This window comes from Aeromonas sp. R9-2, from assembly GCF_040908025.1.
Lineage (GTDB): Bacteria > Pseudomonadota > Gammaproteobacteria > Enterobacterales > Aeromonadaceae > Aeromonas > Aeromonas veronii.
The window spans coordinates 359275-380689 of sequence record NZ_JBFOCX010000024.1 but is presented as its reverse complement, the minus strand read 5'-3'; the positions used below and the strand labels follow the sequence as shown (position 1 = coordinate 380689).

Genomic DNA, 21415 nt, shown 5'->3' with positions numbered 1-21415 from the left:
ATTAAAGAGTGCTCGGCTTGCCAGTAAGAATTTTGAATAAAGGCACACCACAACGCTCATAACAGCTCTCATGCCTAAATTGATTAGCCGAACTGTGAACTCCATCACCCATTTATTCGCCTTGTCGCCATCGATAGCAGTAGACACCTCCGCCTTCTGGATACAGCTTCCCATGCTCGCTCGCAGCCCACCCGATAGCCTGCGACCGAAGAGTTGGAGAAAAAATAACGGATAACCAGCGGTTATATTCGCTATAAGGCGACAAGGATAAACGGGATTTATAGAGTGAAACTGTTGAAAGCTGATTTTCAAGCTGCGGTTAACTCGGGCTATTCAGGTCATATCACTCTTTGCAGGTCATAACGACAGCGATAAAGGGGGAATGTGCCCATCCGGGTATTCCATCCCCTCCAACAGCCTGCACGGGATGATATTTCCACCGCGTTAAACGCACGCTGCTTTCATCGCCCATTTTGTGTACCAATTCACATCAGATTAGGAGTGGAGCCAATAATGGCCATTCAAATAAACAAAATAGCCATGAGCCTTGCCTTAATGGCCACCGCTGGTAGTGCCACAGCAGCCGCCAAGCCCAATATTCTTGCCATCATGGGCGATGACATCGGCTACTGGAACATCAGTGCCTACAACCAGGGGATGATGGGCTACCAGACCCCGAACCTGGACAGGATCGCCAATGAAGGGGCCCTCTTTACCGATCACTACGGTCAGCAATCCTGCACCGCCGGCCGTGCCGCCTTCATTACCGGTGAAGAGCCATTCCGTACCGGTCTGCTGACCATCGGCATGCCCGGCTCTACCCACGGCATTCCGGATTGGGCCCCCACCATCGGTGATCTGCTCAAAGAGCAGGGTTACATGACGGCTCAGTTCGGCAAGAACCATTTGGGCGATCAGAACCAGCATCTACCGACTAAGCACGGTTTCGACGAGTTCTTCGGTAACCTCTATCACCTGAACGCGGAAGAGGAACCGGAAACCTACTACTACCCGAAAGATCCGGAGTTCAAGAAGAAGTTCGGCCCACGCGGCGTCATCAAATCTTCTGCCGACGGCAAGATTGAAGATACCGGCCCCATGACCCGCAAGCGCATGGAGCATGCTGACGAAGAGTTCCTCGAGTCCTCGCTGGCGTTCATGGAGAAAGCAGTCAAGGCCAAGAAGCCCTTCTTCATCTGGCATAACGCCACCCGCATGCACGTCTGGACCCGTCTGCAAGAGAAGTATCAGGGTAAATCCGGCGTCAGCATCTATGCCGATGGCATGCTGGAGCACGATGATCAGGTGGGGATCCTGCTCGACAAACTGGACGAGCTGGGGGTCGCCGACAACACCATCGTGATCTACACCACTGACAACGGCGCCGAGACCGTCAGCTGGCCGGATGGCGGCACCACCCCCTTCTATGGCGAGAAAGGCACCACATGGGAGGGCGGGATGCGGGTTCCGCAACTGGTTCGCTGGCCGGGCGTGATCAAGCCAGGCACCAAGGTCAACGCCATGATGGCCCATCAGGACTGGATGCCGACACTGTTAGCCGCAGCCGGTGTACCGGATGTGAAAGAGAAGCTGGCCAAGGGCTACAAGGCCAACGGCAAACAGTGGCGGGTGAAACTGGACGGTTACAACTTCATGCCGTACCTCGCCGGAAAAGCTGGCACCTCCCCGCGCAACTCCATGCTCTACTTCTCCTCAAACGGCGAACTCAACGCCGTGCGCTGGAATGACTTCAAGCTTAACTTTGCCACCATGGAGGGCAACATCACCGACGCGGCGCGTGTGACTCCGAACTGGCCGCAGATCATCAACCTGCGCGCTGATCCGTTCGAGAAGGCACCGCATGAGTCAGGCATGTATCTGCGCTGGATGGCAGACAACATGTGGCTGTTCGTACCTGCACAGGGGATCCTGAAAGAGTTCTTCGACACTCTGCCCAACTACCCGATGCAGCAGAGCTTCCAGATGAACCCTGCCAGCATTAGCTCCCAGAGCCTGATGCTCAAGGGCAAACTGGCAGAGCTGGATGCACTCAAGCAAAAAGTCGCCACCATCAAGTAAGGCGGTGACTCCAACGCCCATCACTCTCTGGTGGGCGTTTTCAATTTCCAGCCGGCTCGCCCCGTGCCGGCTGGAAATTGAAAACCCGTTGGCCCCCTCCTAGCCCTATCTCTGTCTCGTTAAATGTACCCTGTGGAAAACCCTATGAACCCCTTGCAACAACAGATCTCTCAACTCATCGAACAGGTTGGTCACAGTGTGGTCGGCCAGTCCCATGTGATCCGCGCCCTGGTCATCGGCCTGCTGACCAATAGCCACGTGCTCCTTGAAGGTTTGCCCGGCACCGCCAAGACCCGCTCGGTCAAGTCGCTGGCAGAAGCCCTCAATACCAGCTTCGGCCGCATTCAGTTCACCCCCGACCTGCTCCCCTCGGATGTAACCGGCACCGAGATGTATCAGGAGCATGACGGAGCCCACCAGTTGCGTTTCCAGCCAGGCCCCATCTTCAACAGCATCGTATTGGCCGATGAAGTGAACCGCGCCCCCGCCAAGGTACAAGCGGCGCTGCTGGAGGCGATGGCCGAAGGCACCGTCACCGTCGGTGACAAGAGCCATCGCTTGCCCGAGCTCTTTATGGTGCTGGCCACCCAGAACCCCATCGAGCAGGAGGGGACCTACCCACTGCCAGAAGCCCAGATGGACCGTTTTGCCCTCAAGGTCTCGGTCGCCTACCCCGATGATGAGGCAGAGCTTGCCATCATTCGGCTGGTGCGGACCGAAGAGCGAGGTACCCGTGAGCAGAACGAGGGATTCGCCCCCCTCTCCCCTGAGCTCATCTTGAAGGCCAGATCAGAGCTCTCGGTCATGACGGTCTCACCGCTGGTAGAGCACTACATCATTGCGCTGGTCATGGCGACCCGACACCCCGATCGCTACCCGGCCACCGGGCTGCCACAGTGGATTGCGCTCGGCGCCAGCCCCCGCGCATCCATTGCTCTGGACAAGTGCGCACGCGCCTATGCTTGGCTGCAAGGGCGCAACCACGTGCTGCCCGACGATGTGCGCGCCATGGTGCCCAGCGTGCTTGGTCACCGCTTTACCCTCAGCTATGACGCGCTGGCAGATGGGGTGGATCACCAGCAGGTGGTGATGACTCTGCTCGATCACGTCGTCATCGGGTAAGCGATACCATGACACCTCGCTTCTTATCCCATGACAGGCTGACACAGTGCGGGCAACCGCTCAGTAGTGACCCCCGCATCCACTGTGACTACCTGACGCTGGTCCGGCTACAGGGGCTGGTCGGCCAGTTTTCACTGCTGCCCCGGTTAAACAGCGGCAACCTGCTGTGCGGCCGCCACCCGTCACGCTTTCGCGGCCGTGGACTCAACTTTGAAGAGCTGCGCCACTATCAGCAAGGGGATGATATTCGCACCCTGGACTGGAAAGTGACCCTGCGCACCGGCCGCCCCCATGTGCGCAGTTATAGCGAAGAGAAAGATCGTCACGTGCTCCTCTGCGTTGATCAGCGCAGTTGCATGTTCTTCTCCTCGGTGGAGGTGATGAAGTCGGTAGTGGCCGCCGAAGTCGCCGCCCTGCTCGGCTGGCAAGTACTCAAAGAGAGCGATCGGGTCGGGCTCGCCATTTTGCACTGCGATGGCGTGGCGTGGCTGCGCGGCCAGCGCTCCCGTGGCCACTGGTTGGCAGGGCTGCGCCAGCTCTGTGCCGCCAATCATGCTCTCTCGGCCACCAGCCGCGACAGCGAGGCGACCGGTATGGCCCCCCTGCTGGCGATGCTGGGCCGCCTCAAGTTGAAAAATACCACCCTGATCTTTCTCAGCGACTGGGCCGGCGTCACCGAGGCCGACCTGACCCGCCTCGGTTACTTGCAGCAGCACAACGATGTACTGGCACTGCACATCGCCGATCCCCTCGAGTCGACCCTGTCGACCACTGCCGCTGACGCCAGCTGGGTAGTCGGCGATGGCCAGTACCAGCTCAATATTGCTCCCCACCAGATCCCTGTGCTGGATCAGGGGCTAGCACGCCAGCAGCAGCTGAAAAAAGATCAACTGCTGCGACTGATGGCCTTCAAGGGATTGCCGCTTATCACCCTCGACACCGGTGGCCACCACCTCGCCCGCCTCATTACCGCAATGGGAGGAGATCACTGATGAACCACAAGCTGCCCGGCACCTATATGCTGCGCGAATTGCAGGACGTGACCGTACCACCCACCATCAGCTGGCAACCGCAAACCGCAGGCTGGCTGCTGCTGGCGCTGAGCCTGGGGGCGCTGGCGCTGCTCTGGCTCTATCACCGGGCACAGCGCTGGTGGCAACAGCGTTACCGCCGTGAAGCGCAGGCGGCCCTGCGCACGATCAACTGGTCTGATGCCGGGGCCAGTCTGGCGCTATTTCACCTGATCAAGCAGGTGTTGACCCACCTAGATCCCCGGCACGGCAAGCTGTTTGGCATGGCATTGCTGCAGACACTCGACAATGCCATGGCTGATAGGCAGCCCCGTTTCGCGAGCGAACTGGGGGAGCGCTGGCTGGTATCGCTGGTCTGTGATCAGGTGGTGTTAAGCGTCAGTGATCAGCTCTGCCTCGTTTCCCTCTGCAACGACTGGCTTGCCCACCACCAGACTCTAATACAAACAGCCTCGTTGGCGACGGAGGCCCATCATGCTTGATGCCGGTCTCGAGTTTGCCCACCCCCACTGTTTCTGGCTGCTGCCCCTGCCGTTGCTGGTGTTTCGCCTTATTCCGGCCTATCGCACCCGACAGAGTGCCATCAAGGTGCCCTTCTTCGATCTGCTGATCGATCTGCTGGATGAACCGCCGCGTGAGGGGGCAACCCAGCTGACTGCCAGCTGGTGGCAGCGGATCGCCCTGATCACCGTTTGGCTACTGGCGGTGCTGGCGCTGGCCAAGCCCACCATTTATGGCCCCCCACAAGTGCGCGAGCGGTTCGGGCGGGATGTGATGGTAGTGCTGGATCTCTCCGGCTCCATGGCCGAGACCGACTTCTCTACCGACCCCGGCAAGTCCCTCAGTCGGCTCGACGCCGCCAAAGAGGTGCTTAAACAATTTGCTGCAACGCGCGAAGGAGATCGACTCGGGCTCATCCTGTTTGGGGATGCCGCCTTTCTCCAGGCGCCGTTTACCGCCGATCTCGACACCTGGCAAACCCTGCTGCAGGAAACCGATGTCGCCATGGCAGGCCAGAGCACCCATCTGGGAGATGCCATCGGTCTGGCAATCAAAGTGTTCAACAACAGTGATCGCCACGGGCAACTAGACCAGAACAGCGCCAAGCGGGAGAAAGTCGCCATCATCCTTACCGATGGTAACGACACCGGCAGTTTTGTCAGCCCGCGGGATGCGGCCCGGGTAGCCGCGGTCAACGGCGTGCGGCTGCATACTATCGCCATGGGGGATCCGGCCACCGTCGGCGAACAGGCACTCGATCTCGATACCCTGCAACAGTTGGCGACCCTGACCGGCGGCCAGTTGTTTCAGGCTCTTGATACGGCGCAGCTGACGCGCGCTTATCAGGTGATCGGTGAGCTGGAGCCACAACGCTACGAAAGCACCCGCTTTCAGACCCGTGAAAGCCTGCACCATTACCTCATCGCCGCCAGCGTCGGCCTCTATCTCACCCTCTTCTCCCTGTTGACCCTCAGGCGCTACCGCCTGCGCACTGCTCTCTCAGGAGACACGCCATGATGGATCCTCTCTACTGGCAACAGCTCTGGCTGAATGCCCACTTTCTGCGCCCCTGGTGGCTGCAGGCCTTGATCCCCCTTGTCGCCATCCTGCTGCTGCGCTGGCGCATGGATGAAGCGAACAGCTGGCAACAGCGGCTGCCGCCCCATCTGCGCGAGGCGCTGACGCTGGGGAACACCGGCTGGAAAAAGAACCTGCCCCTCAAGGTGCTGGGGCTGCTGATGGGGCTCGCCATCCTGATCTGCGCAGGGCCGACCTGGAGCCGTGAACCCTCCCCCTTTGGCGAAGATCAGGGCGCCCTGCTGATCCTGCTCGATAACAGCGACTCCATGCTGGAAACGGATATCGCCCCCAACCGGTTGACGCGGGCCAAGCAGAAGATCAGCGATCTGCTGGCGACCCGCGATGGCGGGCGCAACGGGCTGGTGGTCTTTGCCGGCTCGGCCCACACCGCCATGCCGCTGACCCGTGACAATGCCGTCTATGACCCTATCCTCGCCGCCATCCGTCCCGAGATCATGCCTAAAGCGGGCAAGCGCACCGAACAGGTGCTCCCGCTGCTCACCGAGCTTCTGGCCGATGAGACCGGCAGCACCGTTTTGCTGGTGAGTGATGGCATCAGCCCCGCCGCCATCGCCCCCTTGGCTGACTATTTCCGTGATCAATCCCGTCAGCTGCTGATCCTGGCCGCTGGCGACCCGGCCCTGAGTGGTAAACGCCCGCTGGAGCTTGCCTCATTACGGCGACTGGCCAGTGACAGCGATGGCACCCTGCTCACCATGACGGTGGATAATGGCGACGTAGAGCGCATCAACCGGGGGATTGAACGCAACTTTTTGATCCATAACGACTCCCTGATGCCCTGGCAGGACATGGGTTACTACCTGCTCTTTCCGGTCGTCGCCCTGCTGCTGCTCTGGTTTCGCAAAGGCTGGCTGGTGCAGTGGGGTCTGGTGGCAGCCATCGGTCTCTCCCTGTTACAGACGACGCCTGCGCAGGCCACCACCTTCTCGCTGGCGCCCGCAGAGCCGACAGAGCCTGCGATCAATCACTGGGCAAAGGAGCTGAAACAGCAGTGGTTCAACCTCTGGCTCACCCCGGATCAGCAGGGGCAGTGGTACTTCCAGCAAGGTGACTATCTGGAGGCGGCTAAACACTATGAAGATCCCTTCTACAAAGGGGTGGCCTACTACTATGGCGCCGAGTTTGCGCTGGCTCAGTCAGCATTCCTGCAAGCCGACTCCGAACAGGCTCTGCTCTATGCCGGCAATGCCCTCGCCAGACAGCGTGAGTATCTGGCCGCCCGCCGGCTGTTCCGGAAACTGGCTGACGAGGCCTGCGCCCCGAGCGTGCGCCAATCAGCCGCCCACAACTATCAGGTGATGAGCGGGATTGTTGACGAGATCAACCGCGCCAGTCAGAGCCAGACCGGCACGCCGGATGGACCTGATCACTCCAGTGAACTGCCCGATGAAGAGCCACGCAGTGCCGACGGAGCGGAAGAGACCGTGGTTTCATCCCTGATGGCGCGCGAAACCCTGACCGCAGATCAGATCCTGGCCAATCCGGCGCAGGCCGAAAAGTGGCTGCGCCGGGTGGAGTCAGATCCCGGTGACTTCCTGCAAGCCAAATTCCGCCTCCAGCTACAAGCGCAGCAAACGGGCGCAACCGTCCGTCCTCGTTCTGCCACCCACAAGGAGCCTACCCATGTGCAACCGGCACAATAAACTCCGCCACTGGCTGTGCAGATATGTGGCGACCGCTACCCTGCTCGGGGCCGTGCTGCTCACGGTCGAAGCACAGGCTGCCGAGGCCGCTGATGCGACTGACGCCACTCAGGTAACCCTCAAGAGCTGGTTGAAAGATCAGGGGGAGGAGAAGCGCCCCTATGCCGTCAACCAACAGATCACCCTCTATCTGGAGCTGGCCACCAACCGCTGGTTTACCGCGGGTACCCGCATCGGCCAGTTCGAGCTGCCGGGGGTCATGGTCAAGCAGCGCAGCGAGCTGGCGACCAACTTCACCCAGCGCCGCGATGGCGAGACCTGGTCGCATCAGCGCTGGGAGCTGACGCTCTATCCCCAGCAATCCGGCCAGTTCGAGATCCCCGCCATCGCGGTACGGGCCACCGTGGCGCGCCCTGAAGGGGGCTCCCGGCAGATCACCCTCACCACCCACCCTCAGCGTTTTGCCGCCGCTCTGCCCGACCCAGCCCTGACGGTCGGCGGGCGTTGGCTGAGCGCCAGCAATCTCACCCTGAGCCAGCGTTGGCAGCGCTCTGCGGATGACCATGCTGACGGCGAGCTGCGGGTAGGGGATGCTATCACCCGCACCGTGACCGCCAGCGGGCAGGATACCCTCTCGGTGCTGATCCCGCCGCTGATCACTCCGCTTGCAAGCGATGGGCGGGTACAGGACTATCCGGCGCAAGCCCGACTGAACGATACCCAGGAGCGGGGGGAGTACCTCTCGACACGGGAAGATCAAACTACCTATATCGTGCAGCGCGGTGGTGAGTTGACCATGCCCGCGCTGGAGCTTGCCTGGTGGAACAGCCAGACTGGCCAGCTGCAGACCCTGACACTCCCTGGGCAGACCCTGCAAGTGCGCCACACTCCCGCCTCCTGGCTGGCGGCCTACTGGCATCGGTTGCTTGGAGTAGCCGGTGGTGCAGCCCTGCTGGTGCTGGCGCTCCTGGCTATAGCCCGTTACTACCGTCACCACCCTAGCCCGCTCGGCTGGCAATATGGAGCCGCCATCTGGTTCAGGCAGTGGGGGGCGGTGCGGGTACTGGCCTATCGCTATCTGCGGGCCAAGAGGGGTTGGCTGGAACTTAGCCGTGTCAGTTCCGATCCGGCTTGGCAGCAACAACAGGTTGTATTCCAGCAAGATCCCCTTGATCGGGCTGATGCGCTCAGGATGGGTTGGTGCCTGCTGCTGCGCCTGCAAAGGCGACGGGGCACCAGTCTTGGCAACATCCGTTCACGGTTGGGCCACATTATCGGCTGGCAAGCGGCCCTGCCGGAACTGACCCCCCTGACTGGCAAACCGACCTCAGCGGGTCAATCATCCTGCAACGCCAACAGATAAATAAAGTGCGCCACGCAGCAACCGCTCCCTGCACTGGTTGTCCCACTTTGCCCACTTCATTACACTGCCAAAGTGGGATACCCGCTGGCTGCCACGCCACCTGACTGGCGTGGCAGGTTCTCCCCTCCGGCTACCCGACAGTGCCAAGGCAGTGTGATTTTCCACGAACATGTAACGAGGCCTCTCTTGTTAGACATCAGAAGTACCGAGCTGAACCTGATCCCGATCTTTGTCGCCATCTATGAAGAGCGCAGCCTCTCCCGGGCGGCGACACGCATGGAGATCAGCCAACCCGCCGTCAGCAAGGCCCTCAAGCGACTGCGGGAGATCTACGGCGATCCTCTGTTTAATCGCAAGGTCGTGGGGATGGAGCCCACCTCGTTTGCCATCGACATCTATCCGGCTATGGCGGCCGCGCTGAAAAACTTCAGCTCGACCCTCTCGACCTCGCGCACGTTCAATCCACGCACTTCCCAGCGAGTCTTCTCCATCGCCTGTGTCAGACTGGTCAGCGCCCAACTGGTTCCGGCGCTGCTGTGCAATATCCGGGCACACGCCCCAGGTATTTCGCTCGAGGTGCATCCCCTCTTTACCGAGGATATGGAGAGTGACCTGCGGATGCAGCGTTATGATCTCATCATCGACATGACCCAGAGCGGGCGCAGCATGCTCAAGAGCGAGGTGCTCTATGGCGAGCAGGTGAAGGTGGTGTGTGCCAGCAACCACCCGCGACTGGGCAGCGACTTGACGGTGGAGGCCTATTTTACCGAGGAGCATGTGGCGTTGGCCCAGTGGCAGGTCAGAGGCAGCATGATCACCGCCGAGCACCTGCCGCAAATGGCCAACCGCAATATCGTGGTACGGGTGCCGACCGCCATGGAGATGCTGCCCATCATTGCGTGCAGCGAGATCATCGGGGTTTTGCCCACTTCCATCATAAATACCTTTGCCGGCATGTATGATGTGCGGGTACTCCCCTTCCCCTTCGAGGAATCAGTATTCAGCCTGTCGGCCATCTGGCATCCCAGCCGGACCACCGAGGCGGGCCACCGCTGGCTACGCCAGCAGCTGTTCGAGGTGGTCAGCGAGCTGGGGCTGACCACCTCCATCGTTCAGTCCTAACGGGCATCACGCACCAGTCGCAATCCCATGTCAGCCATCATCACCGACTGGCTGGCGAAATCACGCCGGAAATTTTCAGATAATTCAGCCTCATAGGCGTAGCTGCCGCCTCGCACCGACTTATGGGCGAGGTGGCTCTTGCTCTCCTGGGCATTGTTCGGGTTCTCTTGAGGACTATGGCGATAGAAGGTCTCTTCATAGGCATCAGCCACAAACTCCCCCACATTGCCGGTCATGTCGTATAGCCCCAGCTCGTTGGGCTTTTTCAGCCCCACCGGATAGGCGCGATTCTTGGCGTTGCCGCTGTACCAGGCCACTTCGTCAATCTGATCGGAGCCGCTGTAACGATAGCCTTTACTCAGCTTGCCCCCCTTGGCTGCATACTCCCACTCAGCTTCGGTGGGCAGGCGGTAGTGAGCACCGGTCAGCTCATTGAGCCTTGTCACAAACAGATTGGCCTGTTGCCAGCTGAGGTTGTTGACCGGTACATCCGGCGCCTGGAAATAGCTGATGGAGGGGCCCATCACCGCCTCGAACAGAGCCTGGGTCACCTCGAATTTTGCCATGTAGAAGCTGTTGAGCGAGACCGTATGCTGCGGCCCTTCGCTCGCTTTGGCGCTAGGGTCGTTGGAGCCCATCTCAAAACGGCCCCCTTCCACCAGCACCATGTCCGCTTCAACCTTCTGTCGCAGCGGATGGAGCGGCTGGTTGCCCTGTTTGACCGAGAGGGTGCAGCCAGCTACCAACAGGGTGGTCACCAGCAACGGAATTGCGCATTTGAACGGTATGATCGTCATAACCTGACCTGTGCAGTAAGAGAAGTGGCAGCCATTACTGGCCAGCGGAAACCGGCGGCGTGCTCGTCTTGCTCGCACGCTTGCTATTGAGCTCGGCCAGCACCTCGGGGGGCGCTATCTTGCCAAGTTCACTCATGCAGGCGTCGCTCTTGGGGTGATCGTGGCGAAGGTAGATATCGCACACCGCATAGAGCTGCTCCGGCGCGCCGGAGATCCGGTAGGCCAGCTCGAACGAGACGATGGCTTTCTCGAGATCCAGCGGCTCTTGCAGCACCCCGTTGAGATACCAGAAGTAGCTGTTATTGCCAGCGAGCTCCGCCGCCCGTGCCATGGTGACTGCCGCTTCGCTCTTCTGATCGAGGCGCACTTGGGTCAGCGCCTTGGCGTAATGGAGGTTGGCATTCTGCGACAGCACAAGGATCCCCTTGTTGAGCAAGGCCAGCGCCTCGGCATCCCGTTGCTGGGCCCGCAAGTTGTCAGAGAGACCAAGCCAGATCAGGGGATTATCGGGCTGATTGGCCAGCAGTTGTTCGTAGCTTGCCTGCGCCTTGTCCCACTGCCGGGTCCAGCGATAGAGATCTGCCTGCAACAGCTGCTGCGCAGGGTCCTGCTGCCGGGCGAGATACTCGCTCACCTCCGCCAGCGGCTGGCCAATGGCGCTCAGTTGCCCCTCATTCATGACGCCATAATCGCGAGCCAGATTGAGGGTAGCGGCACGGCGAACCTCGGCACTGCTGTCAGCCAACAGCGGTGAGAGCAGCCGCCAGCGGTGCGCAAACTGATAAGGGTCAGCAGCCACGACCGCAGCTTCTCGCACCAGCTCACTCTCGTCGCGCAGAGTTCTGGCCACCGCCACCAGACTGTTCTGGTTCGGATAAGACGCCAGCTGACGCAGGGCATCGGCCCGCTCCACCACTGGCAGAGAAATATCCTGCGCGCTGTAGGCCCACTGCAGGATCTGGGCGGCTGAGGGCGAACTGGCCGCCACGGATGCGGTGGGTGCCCCATTCGCTGATGTGGTGACCGGCGGCGCAGGGCTGGCTACCGCCAGTGCTGGGCCAGACAGGGTCATGCCAAGGGCCAGCCACAAGGCGCCCATGGTGCCGGAGCGGGTGTGACGGAACTCGTGGCGACTCAACATGCTCTGCATCGCTTATTTCCTCTGACCATGTGTCATGACGCCGTTATTCATCACCGCATCACGATACTTGCCATGGACCACCGGATAACCGGCACGGCGCAGGATATAGGCCATCGACTGATCGATATGGCTGAAAAACTTGTACCAACCGGCACAGAGGTAATTCAGACCTGCCTCCCCTTCGTGGGTGCGAATAAAGCGGTTCTTCGGGCACTCCCCATAGCAGGCAAACTGGTAGTCACACTGCTGGCACTGGCGGGTCAGACTGCGCGATTTGGCAAAGCCGAAGGCTTGCTGGGCGGGCGAATACGCCAGCTCACTGAGTGGCTGATGGTGGATATTGCCGATCTTGTACTTGGGATAGACATAGTGGTCACAGGCAAACACATCGCCGTTGGGCTCCATCGCCAGCCCCTTGCCGCAGATCTCCCCCAAGGTACAGAGGGGGTTCTTGCGTCCCATCCAGGTCTCGATACTTGCCTCGAAATATTGCACGAAGACCCGTCCCAGATCCCGCTGCACCCACTCATCGAAAATGGTGATGAGAAAATCCCCCCACCCCTCGGCCGAAACGCACCAGGGCTCGACCACCGAATTTTTGTGCCAGGGATTGAGGCGCTTGTCCCCCTGCTTGAGTTGCTCCTGCGGTTGCCAGGTCTGGGGCGCGGTGGTGCGAAAGCTCTTCTGCTCGACGATGGGGATAAACTGCATCTGGGGCGACTTCACCTCATCACGCAGGAAGCGATAAACCTCCAGCGCATTCTTGCTGGTGAGGTTGTTGACGCAGGTCAGGGTGGCAAACTTCACCTTGTATTTGTGCAACAGCGCCACCGCCGTCATCACCTGATTGAAGGTACCGCGCCCGGCTCGGTTGACCCGATAAGCGTTGTGCAGCAACTCGGGGCCATCGATGCTCAAACCGATGAGAAAGTTGTTGGCGGCCAGAAATTCACACCACTCATCGTTGAGCAGGATGCCGTTGGTCTGCAGGTCGTTGGCAATCACCACCCCTTGCGGCTGGTATTTGCGCTGCAACTCGACCACTTTGCGAAAATAGTCGAGCCCGAGCAACGTCGGCTCGCCCCCCTGCCAGGAGAAGATAATCTCGGGGGTATTCTGTCCCTCGATATATTGACGGATATAGGTCTCAAGGGTCTGCTCGTCCATCTGGGGCGAACACCCCTTCTTGTATTCCAGCAGATCCTGCTTGCTGAGGTAGTAGCAGTAGGTACAGTCGATGTTACACACGGCCCCGATAGGTTTGGCCATCACATGCATCCGCTTGGATGCCTTGCCGTTGAACTGTGGACCCTGAGTAATCACCATAACTGCACCACCTGCAATATTGCTGTTTTGAGGCCTGCAGTCTAAAGGCTCCCGCTGTCACACGCTGGTTATACCCCTTATAACCAGCGGATATGGGACCAGGCTAACATTCTGATGTCATAAAAAATCATCGCATCCTACGAGATAAATTGGTCGTATAGTCCCGGTGAGCCAGACAGAAGTGCATAAGATATCGGAAGCAACCGCCCAATAAACCGCCACCTGCGCGGCTCGCCCTTCGTTCTGCCTGCGCTATGGTTTACCATGCACACAATTGTGGTGCCTGACACCGCCCACCTAGGCGCTAGCCGCCGTCATCGGATACCTCATCTCGAGCAACATGAGCAAAACAGCACACGCGGGCAACGAGCCAACATTCTATTTCCACGTTTTGCAATATGTCTTTTTTAATGTTCTGATTTATATGAGTTTATATCTCTAAGGTTGATGGCTGTGGTACACAATTGGGACATGATGAAATTTGAGGATCATTGCTACAAAAAGCAACGGCGTTCGACTGAGCAACTAAACCGACAGAACTTCACCCGTTTTTGCCGTAATAGAACCAAGCCAGACCCGTCCAACTGTTTCATATTTGAAACACCACATGCAGAAGTTCGTGGGCATAAACTGCAGAAGTTCATTTTCCTGTTATATTTAAATCACTTGCTGAAGAATTCAAACAACCTCACTCGAGCCTGAAAGGCTCCCCCATGTAGAAAGCCCCCACCAGCAGACCGTAAACAAGCCGCACTCGCTCATCCCGCCCCAGCAGTAAGCCGAGCAATACCTCGCCGCTGGCCGAATCGTCCCCATGCCAGAAGCACCAGAAAGCGGCTTCTACCACATCCAGCCAGCTGGCATGGCCCAGCTGATTGCGAGACTTGCGCCGCCAGCTACCACGCACCACCGAACCAGTATTCGGGGATCTGGCCGCCAGCGCCCGCTGCTTCATCACGCTTGGTGTGAGTGCATCCAGCTTGGCCTGACTGTACAGATCTAGTTATCACCTGACACAACAACAAGCGGCACAATCCTGGTCCCCCTATAGTGACGCCACCTATCTCCCCCTCCCCTCCAGAAACGACAAAGCCCGCACCAGGCGAGCCAGAAATGAAAAAGACCAAGGTCACGGTGACTCTGGTCATCTTTAAGCAATACTAACGCGGGGACGGCGGGGTGAATTCAACCAGAAGCATTAATCACAACATGGTCATGTTTGCCGCTATCTTGCTCATCTATGCATTCAATGTATCTCTGCAACATATTTTTTCAAAAAAATTAAGGAACGGTCGTCATCAATGACAGTACTTCGCAAACATGACTGAGCGCGAATAGCACGAAAACGTTAAAATAATAGTAAGCTGTTTAAAAACAATGGATTATATGAATGATAATTTCCGTTCTTCTCTGATGTAGTCAACTTGGCGATAAGCTATGCCTGATATCAATCATATCAGCTGCGCTAGATCTCTGCCTTAGAACCGTGCATATTACCCCACTTAATCTGCTGACATAGATAGCCTTAATTATCCCTGTTCATGTTGCTGTATGTGAAGGCTCCTCCTAAGGCACTAAACAGATTAGCGATGTGTGATTGTTGCAAACAACTACACTTGATGTTACGGGAATGGTTATTAATAATGGTGTCTTTATGAGCAAAACAGCAATAAATTTTTCTGATATTTTTATTAAATATTTTCCTGGGTTTCTATCAGTAAGGGACAGCAAACACCGGATTGTCTATATAAATGAACCATTTAGAGAATGGGTTGCAAGTCTCACAGATATGAACATTATCGGTTTAACGAATGATGATATCTGTGACTTAGTCGATGGCAATGTCGCAAATGTATTTTCCCAATGCCATGACTTGACTCTAACATATATGGATAACAATGAAGAATCCAATAAGATTATGTCGTTTAAATTTGACGATAACGTGCATTATTTTGATGTCACAAAATTTAAGAGTGTAGTGGAAGATGAGGTATATATATTCACCTTAGCAACAGATATAACTGACTCATACAATGAAAAAATGTTGTACCAAAAACAAGCTAAAACGGACCCACTGACTGGAATTTATAATCGAAGTGTTCTAGAAGACCTACAATTAAAATCAGATAACCTACTGATTTATATGGACCTTGATAATTTTAAATACATCAACGATTCATTTGGTCACTTAGCAGGTGATAAGGTTTTGTGTGATGTAGCCAATATTTTGAAGAAAACCTTCCGGCATGATGACTACATTGTGAGAATGGGGGGTGATGAGTACCTTATCATCATCGACTGTACTGAAGATGTAGATGTGAAAGAGGCATTACAAGAAATCGAAATACGATTCAAAACTAAATTCCAAAAGAATTACCCTCAGCTTTCATTTTCATTTGGTTACAACCGCTTTGAGTCAAACATAGATACGACCTTAGATATCATTGACAGGAAAATGTACAAAAATAAAGCAACCAAAAAAGCAACGCCTACATGAGTTAAGCGCAGTGACTCCATGGGAGCTGACACGATAGGAAGAACCTCACTCCATGACCATTTCCCGAACCTGCCGCTCCATAGCCTTAGTGAGATCTGACGCTTGGTAGATCACCTCATCCACCATGCTCTCTACAGATAGTTGTACTTCCCCTCCGAATCGGCGGGAGACCAGAGCAATGTCAGGGGCCACACGCCCGGTATCATGACACTTGGGACACTCGCCACCGATTCGTAGCCGCCTGCCGGTTCCAGTGCAATGTGGACAACGCCCGGATATCAGCATCTCATCAACACAGCGACCATGCGCGGTATTTAGGATGGCATTACGCTCATCTAGCAGGCGCAGATATTCATGATCATTACCGTGACGGTGAGCCCGCTTGGCCTTCTCCATTACCACTGCAGCACGGCGGCGCTCTTTGTCATAGTAGGGATGAGATAGAACGAGCCTCTCCAATTGCTCTGGCAGTGGACGTCGTAGCAGGATAGCCAATGCCATACGCCCTACCTCCGCATTACACAGGCCATCGTTGAAGTGAGCCTGCAGCGCCTCTATAGCTTGTTTGTCGATCAGGTGATCAACCATCAGATACTGCAACCCCTGGGGATTATCCTTGGAGGCTATCTGTAGCGCACCAATCAACTCGTCACGCCCCAGAGCGCTGAAATTACGGGAGGTCGGTTCATGGAGAGCTCCTTTTGGTGAAAACAGGCGCAGTGCCATTTCCAATGCTTTGCTCATGGGGTGGTCCTCAAGTGATTGGTATTCCGGTCAAATGCTTTCAGCAACCAGGCGCGCAGCTGGCCAGTCTTGATATGCTCAGGAGTAACTTCGATGACGGACCATCCAAGCAATGTGGCCTCATTCATCTTCACTCTGTCCTCAACGAACCCTTTGCCCCGGGTGTGCCGCCCCCCAGCGCGGATCCCGCCGTGGATCTCAAGGGCGATCATGTTGAGTGGCCAGGCATAGTCAAACCTCCATTTTCGAACTGGGTGGAATAGCAGCTCGGTCTTTGGCTCCGGAAAACCAACTAGCTCGGCCATCACATTGCCATGCAAGCTGTCTACCTGTTGAACTGTCTTCAGTTGCTCAACTTTCCGCTTAGCTTTGGGGTATTAGCAAGCAGACGACTAGCTTCAAGGGCTGATAGGTGGATCATGTTGCCTCTTTCACACTAATAAGCCCGCGCACTACCCACTGATGCAGTTGGCGGATCAGGGCGAAGTAGAGGACTTCCTCCTTCTCTCCCGGTAGCCAGCCATAGTTGAATCGTCCATCGATGGCATCGTGGCACGCTGCACAAGCCTCGACTGCAATCAGATCATCACCCTTCAGGGCCATCCCATGAGGCATACTCGGCAGATGAGCCAACACCGTCGTCTCGGTACCGCCTTGGCACACACCAAGCAACTGCAACTTGCACAACTGCCCTCTGGCGCTATTCCGCAGTGCTTTCGAGCGAATAGGGCTAGTATCAAACCTCATCCAGAAAATCCCATCAGCTGAGCAATGGTATTCTCAGCCTCAGAGCCAAACTGCTGATTCAACACATAGCGCCAACACACACCGAATACAGCTCGATATAGATCTGAAAATTCGGCCTGTTCCATCTTGTTAAACCGAATGCTTTTTGGTTCTTTGCGCATCCCACCATCCGGCAGTATAACGATAGTGAAATATCCAGCCTCGACAGTCAGCCACTTGCGCATTACCTCGAATGACTTTTCAGCTTGAGGTCCATGACGCTCGACCCTGTTAATGGCTAACAGCTCGATGAACTCATCCTTCGCTTGGTTAAGTGCCTGAGATGAGCCAAAATGTGAGAGGTAACGAACAAAGCGATTCAAGATCCCCTGCTCTGCTGGTGACACCATTCCGCCTGCAGGTTCCCAGTAATCGAAAGTCAGATTGAGTAATGCGAAGAAGCGGCGATGAAAAGCAGGATTACGGCGCCCGCTTCCTTTGGCTTGAATAAATGAGCCAATGGGTAATGATCGGATCGCTTCAGCATCAGCTGGGGTGGAAGGAACCAGCACGCCGCCAGACATTTTCAGCAGAGTCAGCTCCATATAGTGCTAATAAAGACTGGTCTGGTTTGAAGAATTTTAATATTCTTGGTCACGCTTGGCCCTTTTTAGGTTAATAGCCGGATGGTCTAGTTTCGGCATAACCATGGTAAGGCCAAAGTTTGATCAATGTTACGCACCAGTAATTGTGATATTATTGTGTTAGCGAGATATAGAAAACAATCGAGTCTAATCGAATTGATTTTAACAGAAAATAATTCATATCGGTTTTCAATCAAGCCCCAAGCATAATGCTCGGGGCTTTCTCTCAACATCGTAAGCTCGCTACAGAATGGCCCACATTAACCTTATAAAGCTTAGCCACTAATTTTTACATAAAGCTTGAAATCATGCTTGGCTTTACTGCTTTTGTCTGCCCCCATCTGATAAACTCGAATGGTATAAGTCCCTTTCATCGGCAGCTCACCTTCAAAGCGGTCACCTTTCATAGCACCAGAGAACATGGCATCAGCAGTACTACCAGGAGGAAGGATATTAAAATATGTGTTGTACTTGGTGTCCAATGTCACAAGCATCTTCTGGCCCTTGTTGGCCGTTAACTTATAATCCAAGTTCTGATCACCTTTGATCGAACTGTTAATTGTTGTCTCCGACATCCCTTTTTTAAACTGAACCTGCTGAGCCTTGCTATCATTTGCAGCAAATGCAGGCCAACTACTACCAAACAATCCAATCGAGCAGGCCAATACTAGCATCGTTTTTTTCACGTTATAACCTTCTTGTTGGGTGAGCCTCGCCAAATTTTACTGATTCAGAGATGAAGGTCTATCTGAAATTTACGTATAAGCTCTAATAACAAAAACAGTAATATCTATTGCTATATCTGTGGTTTCTTACAACCGTCAAATATTGAATAAGCGCCAGCACTTGTCTAATAAAAAACACCGGCTATCAGCCGGTGTTCAACAAAGACATATCCTTTCCCAGGCTTAAATGCGGAATTTCCTGACTACATCTTGTAACTGAGTAGCTAAGTGGTTCAAGTCATGGCATGCCTGGGACATCTGCTTAGCGCCTGCTGCGACTTCTTCCGAAGCATTGCTGATGTTGACCACGTTGCGATTCAGTTCTTCACTCACAGCCCCCTGCTCTTCTGTAGCAGTGGCAATCTGGATATTCATATGCGAAATACTGCTGACAGCACTGCTGATCTCCGAGATTGACGCCCCTGCTTCCCGGGCGATGGTAACCGTTTCAACCATCATGGTCTGACTTTGCTGCATCGTGGCTCCCGCTTCATTCGCTCGTTCCTGCAGTTCGGAGATGATACCGTTTATCTGGGAGGTGGAGTCTTGGGTTCGTTTAGCCAGCGTTCTGACCTCATCGGCCACGACTGCAAATCCACGCCCTTGTTCGCCAGCTCGAGCTGCTTCAATCGCTGCGTTCAGCGCCAGCAGATTGGTCTGCTCCGCAATGCTTTGAATTACCTCCAGCACCATGCCGATATTGCGGCTATCATCGCCCAGCTGGCGGATCACCACTGCAGTATGCTCTATCGATTCACCCACCTTCTCGATACGTACGATAGAGTTGTTCACTGTGTTACTACCCTGAAGGGCTGTTGTACTTGCCTGGGTTGCAGCACTGGCAGCATCGTTAGTATTGCGGGCTACCTCCTGCACAGTGGCCTGCATCTCATTCATAGCTGTGGCCAGTTGGTTCAGCTCATGCTTTTGACCATCCATATTATGGGCAGACTGCAAGGCAACGGCACTGATCTCTTCGGTTGCAGAAGCGAGCTGAACCACAGAGCTTGAAACCTCATTTACGAGCATCCGCAAGTTGTCCTGCATCTCGTTCAAGCCCTTGGCCAGCATGCCGAGTTCATCATGGGAAAAGACTTTCATATCGAGCTTGCTGGTGAGGTTACCAGCAGATACCTGATGAATTTGCTCTAACAAAACCATGATCGGATTGCGGATCTGACGGATAAGTAGTAGAGCCGCCAGGATCACAAAAACCACCGTGCCTGCTCCCATTGAAATGCTGAGTGTCTTGGCGTTGTCATAAACTGCCTTGTCATGAGCGGCCATCTCATGAGCAATCCGATCATTTTCTGCACGCAGACTCAAGGCATCCTGCCCAGCCTTTTCCAAGGCTTGCTTCGATTCGTTATTGATAAGGGACTTTGCTTTGGTCATGTCACCTTGCTCAACGGCCGTCAACAGAATGGAATGGACAGAAAAGTAATCCGATGCGGCTGCGACAAGGTTCTCGAAGTATTGTTTGTCCCTCTCTGAGACAAAATCCATCTTGGAATATTGTTGTTGCGCAGCCTCAAAGTCACGTTTACTGCTCTCAAAACGTTGTTTGTTGGTACTAATCGCACTCTGATCACTATCTTGAATACCAATCAGCATGCTCAACTCAGCCCGGCGAGCATCAAGCAAGGCCGTATGCATTTGGCTTGAAGCTCGTATTGACGGAATGACGTTGTTAGTGATCTCGGTTGTATCACGGTAAATGTTCGATAGTTGGGTAACAGAAAACCAGGCAAAACCCAGCATCAGCACCACAAGGGCCGAAAAAACAGTTATCAGTTTATTGCCTATTGTCATTGATTTACGCATCTGCCCATCCTTATTAACCTTCATATCAACGCTTTATGTTCCACATTTAATATCGGCGTCAAATGTTAGCACCTTAACAAAAAACGATGACCCTAAACTAATAACATTTCAAACAATACATAGCCCTCTCCTACAGCAATAAAATTGCCTAACCGTAAGTATAGAATATCGTAACTAAAAATTGATCTAGATTGGCATTGAGATTTTTTCGCTATAACCATGATCATGTGTTAAATCAAATTTGGTTTTTATTAAGAGTAAAAAACAAATCCGGCCTCACAAAAATCACATCACACAATTAAATATAATTGACCATCATCTACCGCTCTTTTTAAAATCCCCTGGCTTGCAGAAAATAATAAAAAGCTGAACCATACAGGAGTCTTTTATGAATAAGCTTGTAATACCCGCCATTTTACTTGCCAGCTCTACGCTGGCGCACGCAGATTCAGACACAACAATAAATGGCTTGGATTTTGGTCCCTTGGCACAGCTAGTGGGAACATGGAAAAGCACGGACACTGGTGGTGTAGACGTAGCCCCAGGGCAAGAAGGGAGCAAGGTTGGTAAGGGTGGACCTGCGGTCGAACCGTACTATGAGACCTTTACCTTCGAGCCCGCTGCGGATGCAAAAAACGCCAGTGACCAATATTTAGTTGCGATGTATTACAAGCAAGAAGTATTCAGAAAAAGTGACAACGGTAAGTTTCATGACCAGCGTGGTTATCTGATTTACGATAAAAAAAATCAGATGATCTACAACTCATACTGCATACCTCGTGCAGTTTGTGTTGTCGTCGAAGGTAAAGCAGGAAATAAGGTTGATTTTAAAACAGGAAAGCGTGGAATTGCTGAAAGTAGTTATATGTCAGCAAATGATTCAACGACTGACTTTATGATGTCGCTTGATTTCTCTGTTAAAGATCAGCTCAAGTATAATCAGACGACAAGTCTGCAAGTGTACGGTAAACCATTTGCACATTCTGATAGTGGTACATTAATTAAAATCAAATAATGTGAAGAGCCAAG

The 21415-nt window shown here is 54.7% G+C and carries 20 protein-coding genes; 10 read left to right on the top strand and 10 right to left on the bottom strand.

Features of this window, described 5'->3' with window-relative positions; translation table 11 throughout:
- The first annotated feature begins 540 nt into the window (after positions 1-540).
- From AB5Y71_RS10830 to AB5Y71_RS10795, 8 genes are all read left to right on the top strand, one after another.
- Positions 541-2079: an arylsulfatase gene (locus tag AB5Y71_RS10830; protein WP_236325997.1), complete on the top strand. Its 1539-nt coding sequence runs from the start codon at positions 541-543 to the stop codon at positions 2077-2079.
- Between the two features lie 144 nt (positions 2080-2223).
- Entirely contained in the window at positions 2224-3201 is a 978-nt protein-coding gene (locus AB5Y71_RS10825; protein ID WP_368171542.1) for an AAA family ATPase, read from the top strand.
- Between the two features lie 8 nt (positions 3202-3209).
- Positions 3210-4193 (top strand): DUF58 domain-containing protein, encoded by a 984-nt coding sequence (locus tag AB5Y71_RS10820; RefSeq protein ID WP_368171541.1) that lies wholly within the window; start codon positions 3210-3212, stop codon positions 4191-4193.
- Complete coding sequence (locus tag AB5Y71_RS10815; RefSeq protein WP_368171540.1) at positions 4193-4714, top strand: DUF4381 family protein; 522 nt, start codon at positions 4193-4195, stop codon at positions 4712-4714. The genes AB5Y71_RS10820 and AB5Y71_RS10815 overlap by 1 nt, the downstream gene beginning before the upstream one ends.
- Positions 4707-5750, top strand: a complete 1044-nt coding sequence (locus AB5Y71_RS10810; protein WP_368171539.1) for a VWA domain-containing protein — start codon at positions 4707-4709, stop codon at positions 5748-5750. Before AB5Y71_RS10815 ends, AB5Y71_RS10810 begins: the two co-directional genes overlap by 8 nt.
- Positions 5747-7477, top strand: coding sequence for a VWA domain-containing protein (locus AB5Y71_RS10805; RefSeq protein WP_368171538.1), 1731 nt, complete (start codon positions 5747-5749; stop codon positions 7475-7477). Before AB5Y71_RS10810 ends, AB5Y71_RS10805 begins: the two co-directional genes overlap by 4 nt.
- Entirely contained in the window at positions 7458-8840 is a 1383-nt protein-coding gene (locus AB5Y71_RS10800) for a BatD family protein (protein ID WP_368171537.1), read from the top strand. Before AB5Y71_RS10805 ends, AB5Y71_RS10800 begins: the two co-directional genes overlap by 20 nt.
- Positions 8841-9026: 186 nt before the next feature.
- Positions 9027-9962 (top strand): LysR family transcriptional regulator, encoded by a 936-nt coding sequence (locus tag AB5Y71_RS10795; RefSeq protein WP_368171536.1) that lies wholly within the window; start codon positions 9027-9029, stop codon positions 9960-9962.
- Here AB5Y71_RS10795 and AB5Y71_RS10790 read toward each other — a convergent pair.
- The 4 genes from AB5Y71_RS10790 to AB5Y71_RS10775 form a co-directional block, all read right to left on the bottom strand.
- Positions 9959-10759, bottom strand: a complete 801-nt coding sequence (locus tag AB5Y71_RS10790; RefSeq protein WP_236287797.1) for an SUMF1/EgtB/PvdO family nonheme iron enzyme — start codon at positions 10757-10759, stop codon at positions 9959-9961. The two genes, AB5Y71_RS10795 and AB5Y71_RS10790, sit on opposite strands and share 4 nt — an antisense overlap.
- Positions 10760-10793: 34 nt before the next feature.
- The gene (locus AB5Y71_RS10785) at positions 10794-11909 is read right to left on the bottom strand and encodes a tetratricopeptide repeat protein (RefSeq protein WP_368171535.1); all 1116 of its coding nucleotides are present in this window, start codon (positions 11907-11909) and stop codon (positions 10794-10796) included.
- Between the two features lie 3 nt (positions 11910-11912).
- Positions 11913-13226, bottom strand: a complete 1314-nt coding sequence (locus AB5Y71_RS10780; protein ID WP_368171534.1) for an anaerobic sulfatase maturase — start codon at positions 13224-13226, stop codon at positions 11913-11915.
- A 688-nt stretch (positions 13227-13914) separates the two neighbouring features.
- Positions 13915-14181: an ADP-ribosylglycohydrolase gene (locus tag AB5Y71_RS10775; protein ID WP_139411717.1), complete on the bottom strand. Its 267-nt coding sequence runs from the start codon at positions 14179-14181 to the stop codon at positions 13915-13917.
- 699 nt (positions 14182-14880) lie between these two features.
- Between AB5Y71_RS10775 and AB5Y71_RS10770 the strand changes: the two genes are divergently transcribed.
- Complete coding sequence (locus tag AB5Y71_RS10770) at positions 14881-15723, top strand: GGDEF domain-containing protein (RefSeq protein WP_235671890.1); 843 nt, start codon at positions 14881-14883, stop codon at positions 15721-15723.
- 45 nt (positions 15724-15768) lie between these two features.
- Here AB5Y71_RS10770 and AB5Y71_RS10765 read toward each other — a convergent pair whose 3' ends face one another.
- The 6 genes from AB5Y71_RS10765 to AB5Y71_RS10740 form a co-directional block, all read right to left on the bottom strand.
- On the bottom strand, positions 15769-16467 hold the full coding sequence (locus tag AB5Y71_RS10765) for a TIGR02642 family protein (protein WP_139411716.1): 699 nt from the start codon (positions 16465-16467) through the stop codon (positions 15769-15771).
- Positions 16464-16787: a hypothetical protein gene (locus AB5Y71_RS10760; protein WP_368171533.1), complete on the bottom strand. Its 324-nt coding sequence runs from the start codon at positions 16785-16787 to the stop codon at positions 16464-16466. The genes AB5Y71_RS10765 and AB5Y71_RS10760 overlap by 4 nt, the downstream gene beginning before the upstream one ends.
- 97 nt (positions 16788-16884) lie before the next feature.
- A complete protein-coding gene (locus AB5Y71_RS10755) occupies positions 16885-17214 on the bottom strand; it encodes a nuclease domain-containing protein (RefSeq protein ID WP_139411715.1) in 330 nt (109 codons plus the stop codon).
- On the bottom strand, positions 17211-17798 hold the full coding sequence (locus AB5Y71_RS10750) for a DUF1367 family protein (protein WP_005351635.1): 588 nt from the start codon (positions 17796-17798) through the stop codon (positions 17211-17213). The genes AB5Y71_RS10755 and AB5Y71_RS10750 overlap by 4 nt, the downstream gene beginning before the upstream one ends.
- A 314-nt stretch (positions 17799-18112) precedes the next feature.
- The gene (locus tag AB5Y71_RS10745) at positions 18113-18523 is read right to left on the bottom strand and encodes a hypothetical protein (RefSeq protein WP_041202697.1); all 411 of its coding nucleotides are present in this window, start codon (positions 18521-18523) and stop codon (positions 18113-18115) included.
- 222 nt (positions 18524-18745) lie between these two features.
- Complete coding sequence (locus tag AB5Y71_RS10740; protein ID WP_139411714.1) at positions 18746-20386, bottom strand: methyl-accepting chemotaxis protein; 1641 nt, start codon at positions 20384-20386, stop codon at positions 18746-18748.
- Between the two features lie 388 nt (positions 20387-20774).
- Here AB5Y71_RS10740 and AB5Y71_RS10735 point away from each other — a divergent pair, with 388 nt between their 5' ends.
- Positions 20775-21401, top strand: a complete 627-nt coding sequence (locus tag AB5Y71_RS10735; protein ID WP_005360892.1) for a heme-binding beta-barrel domain-containing protein — start codon at positions 20775-20777, stop codon at positions 21399-21401.
- Positions 21402-21415: the final 14 nt, after the last annotated feature.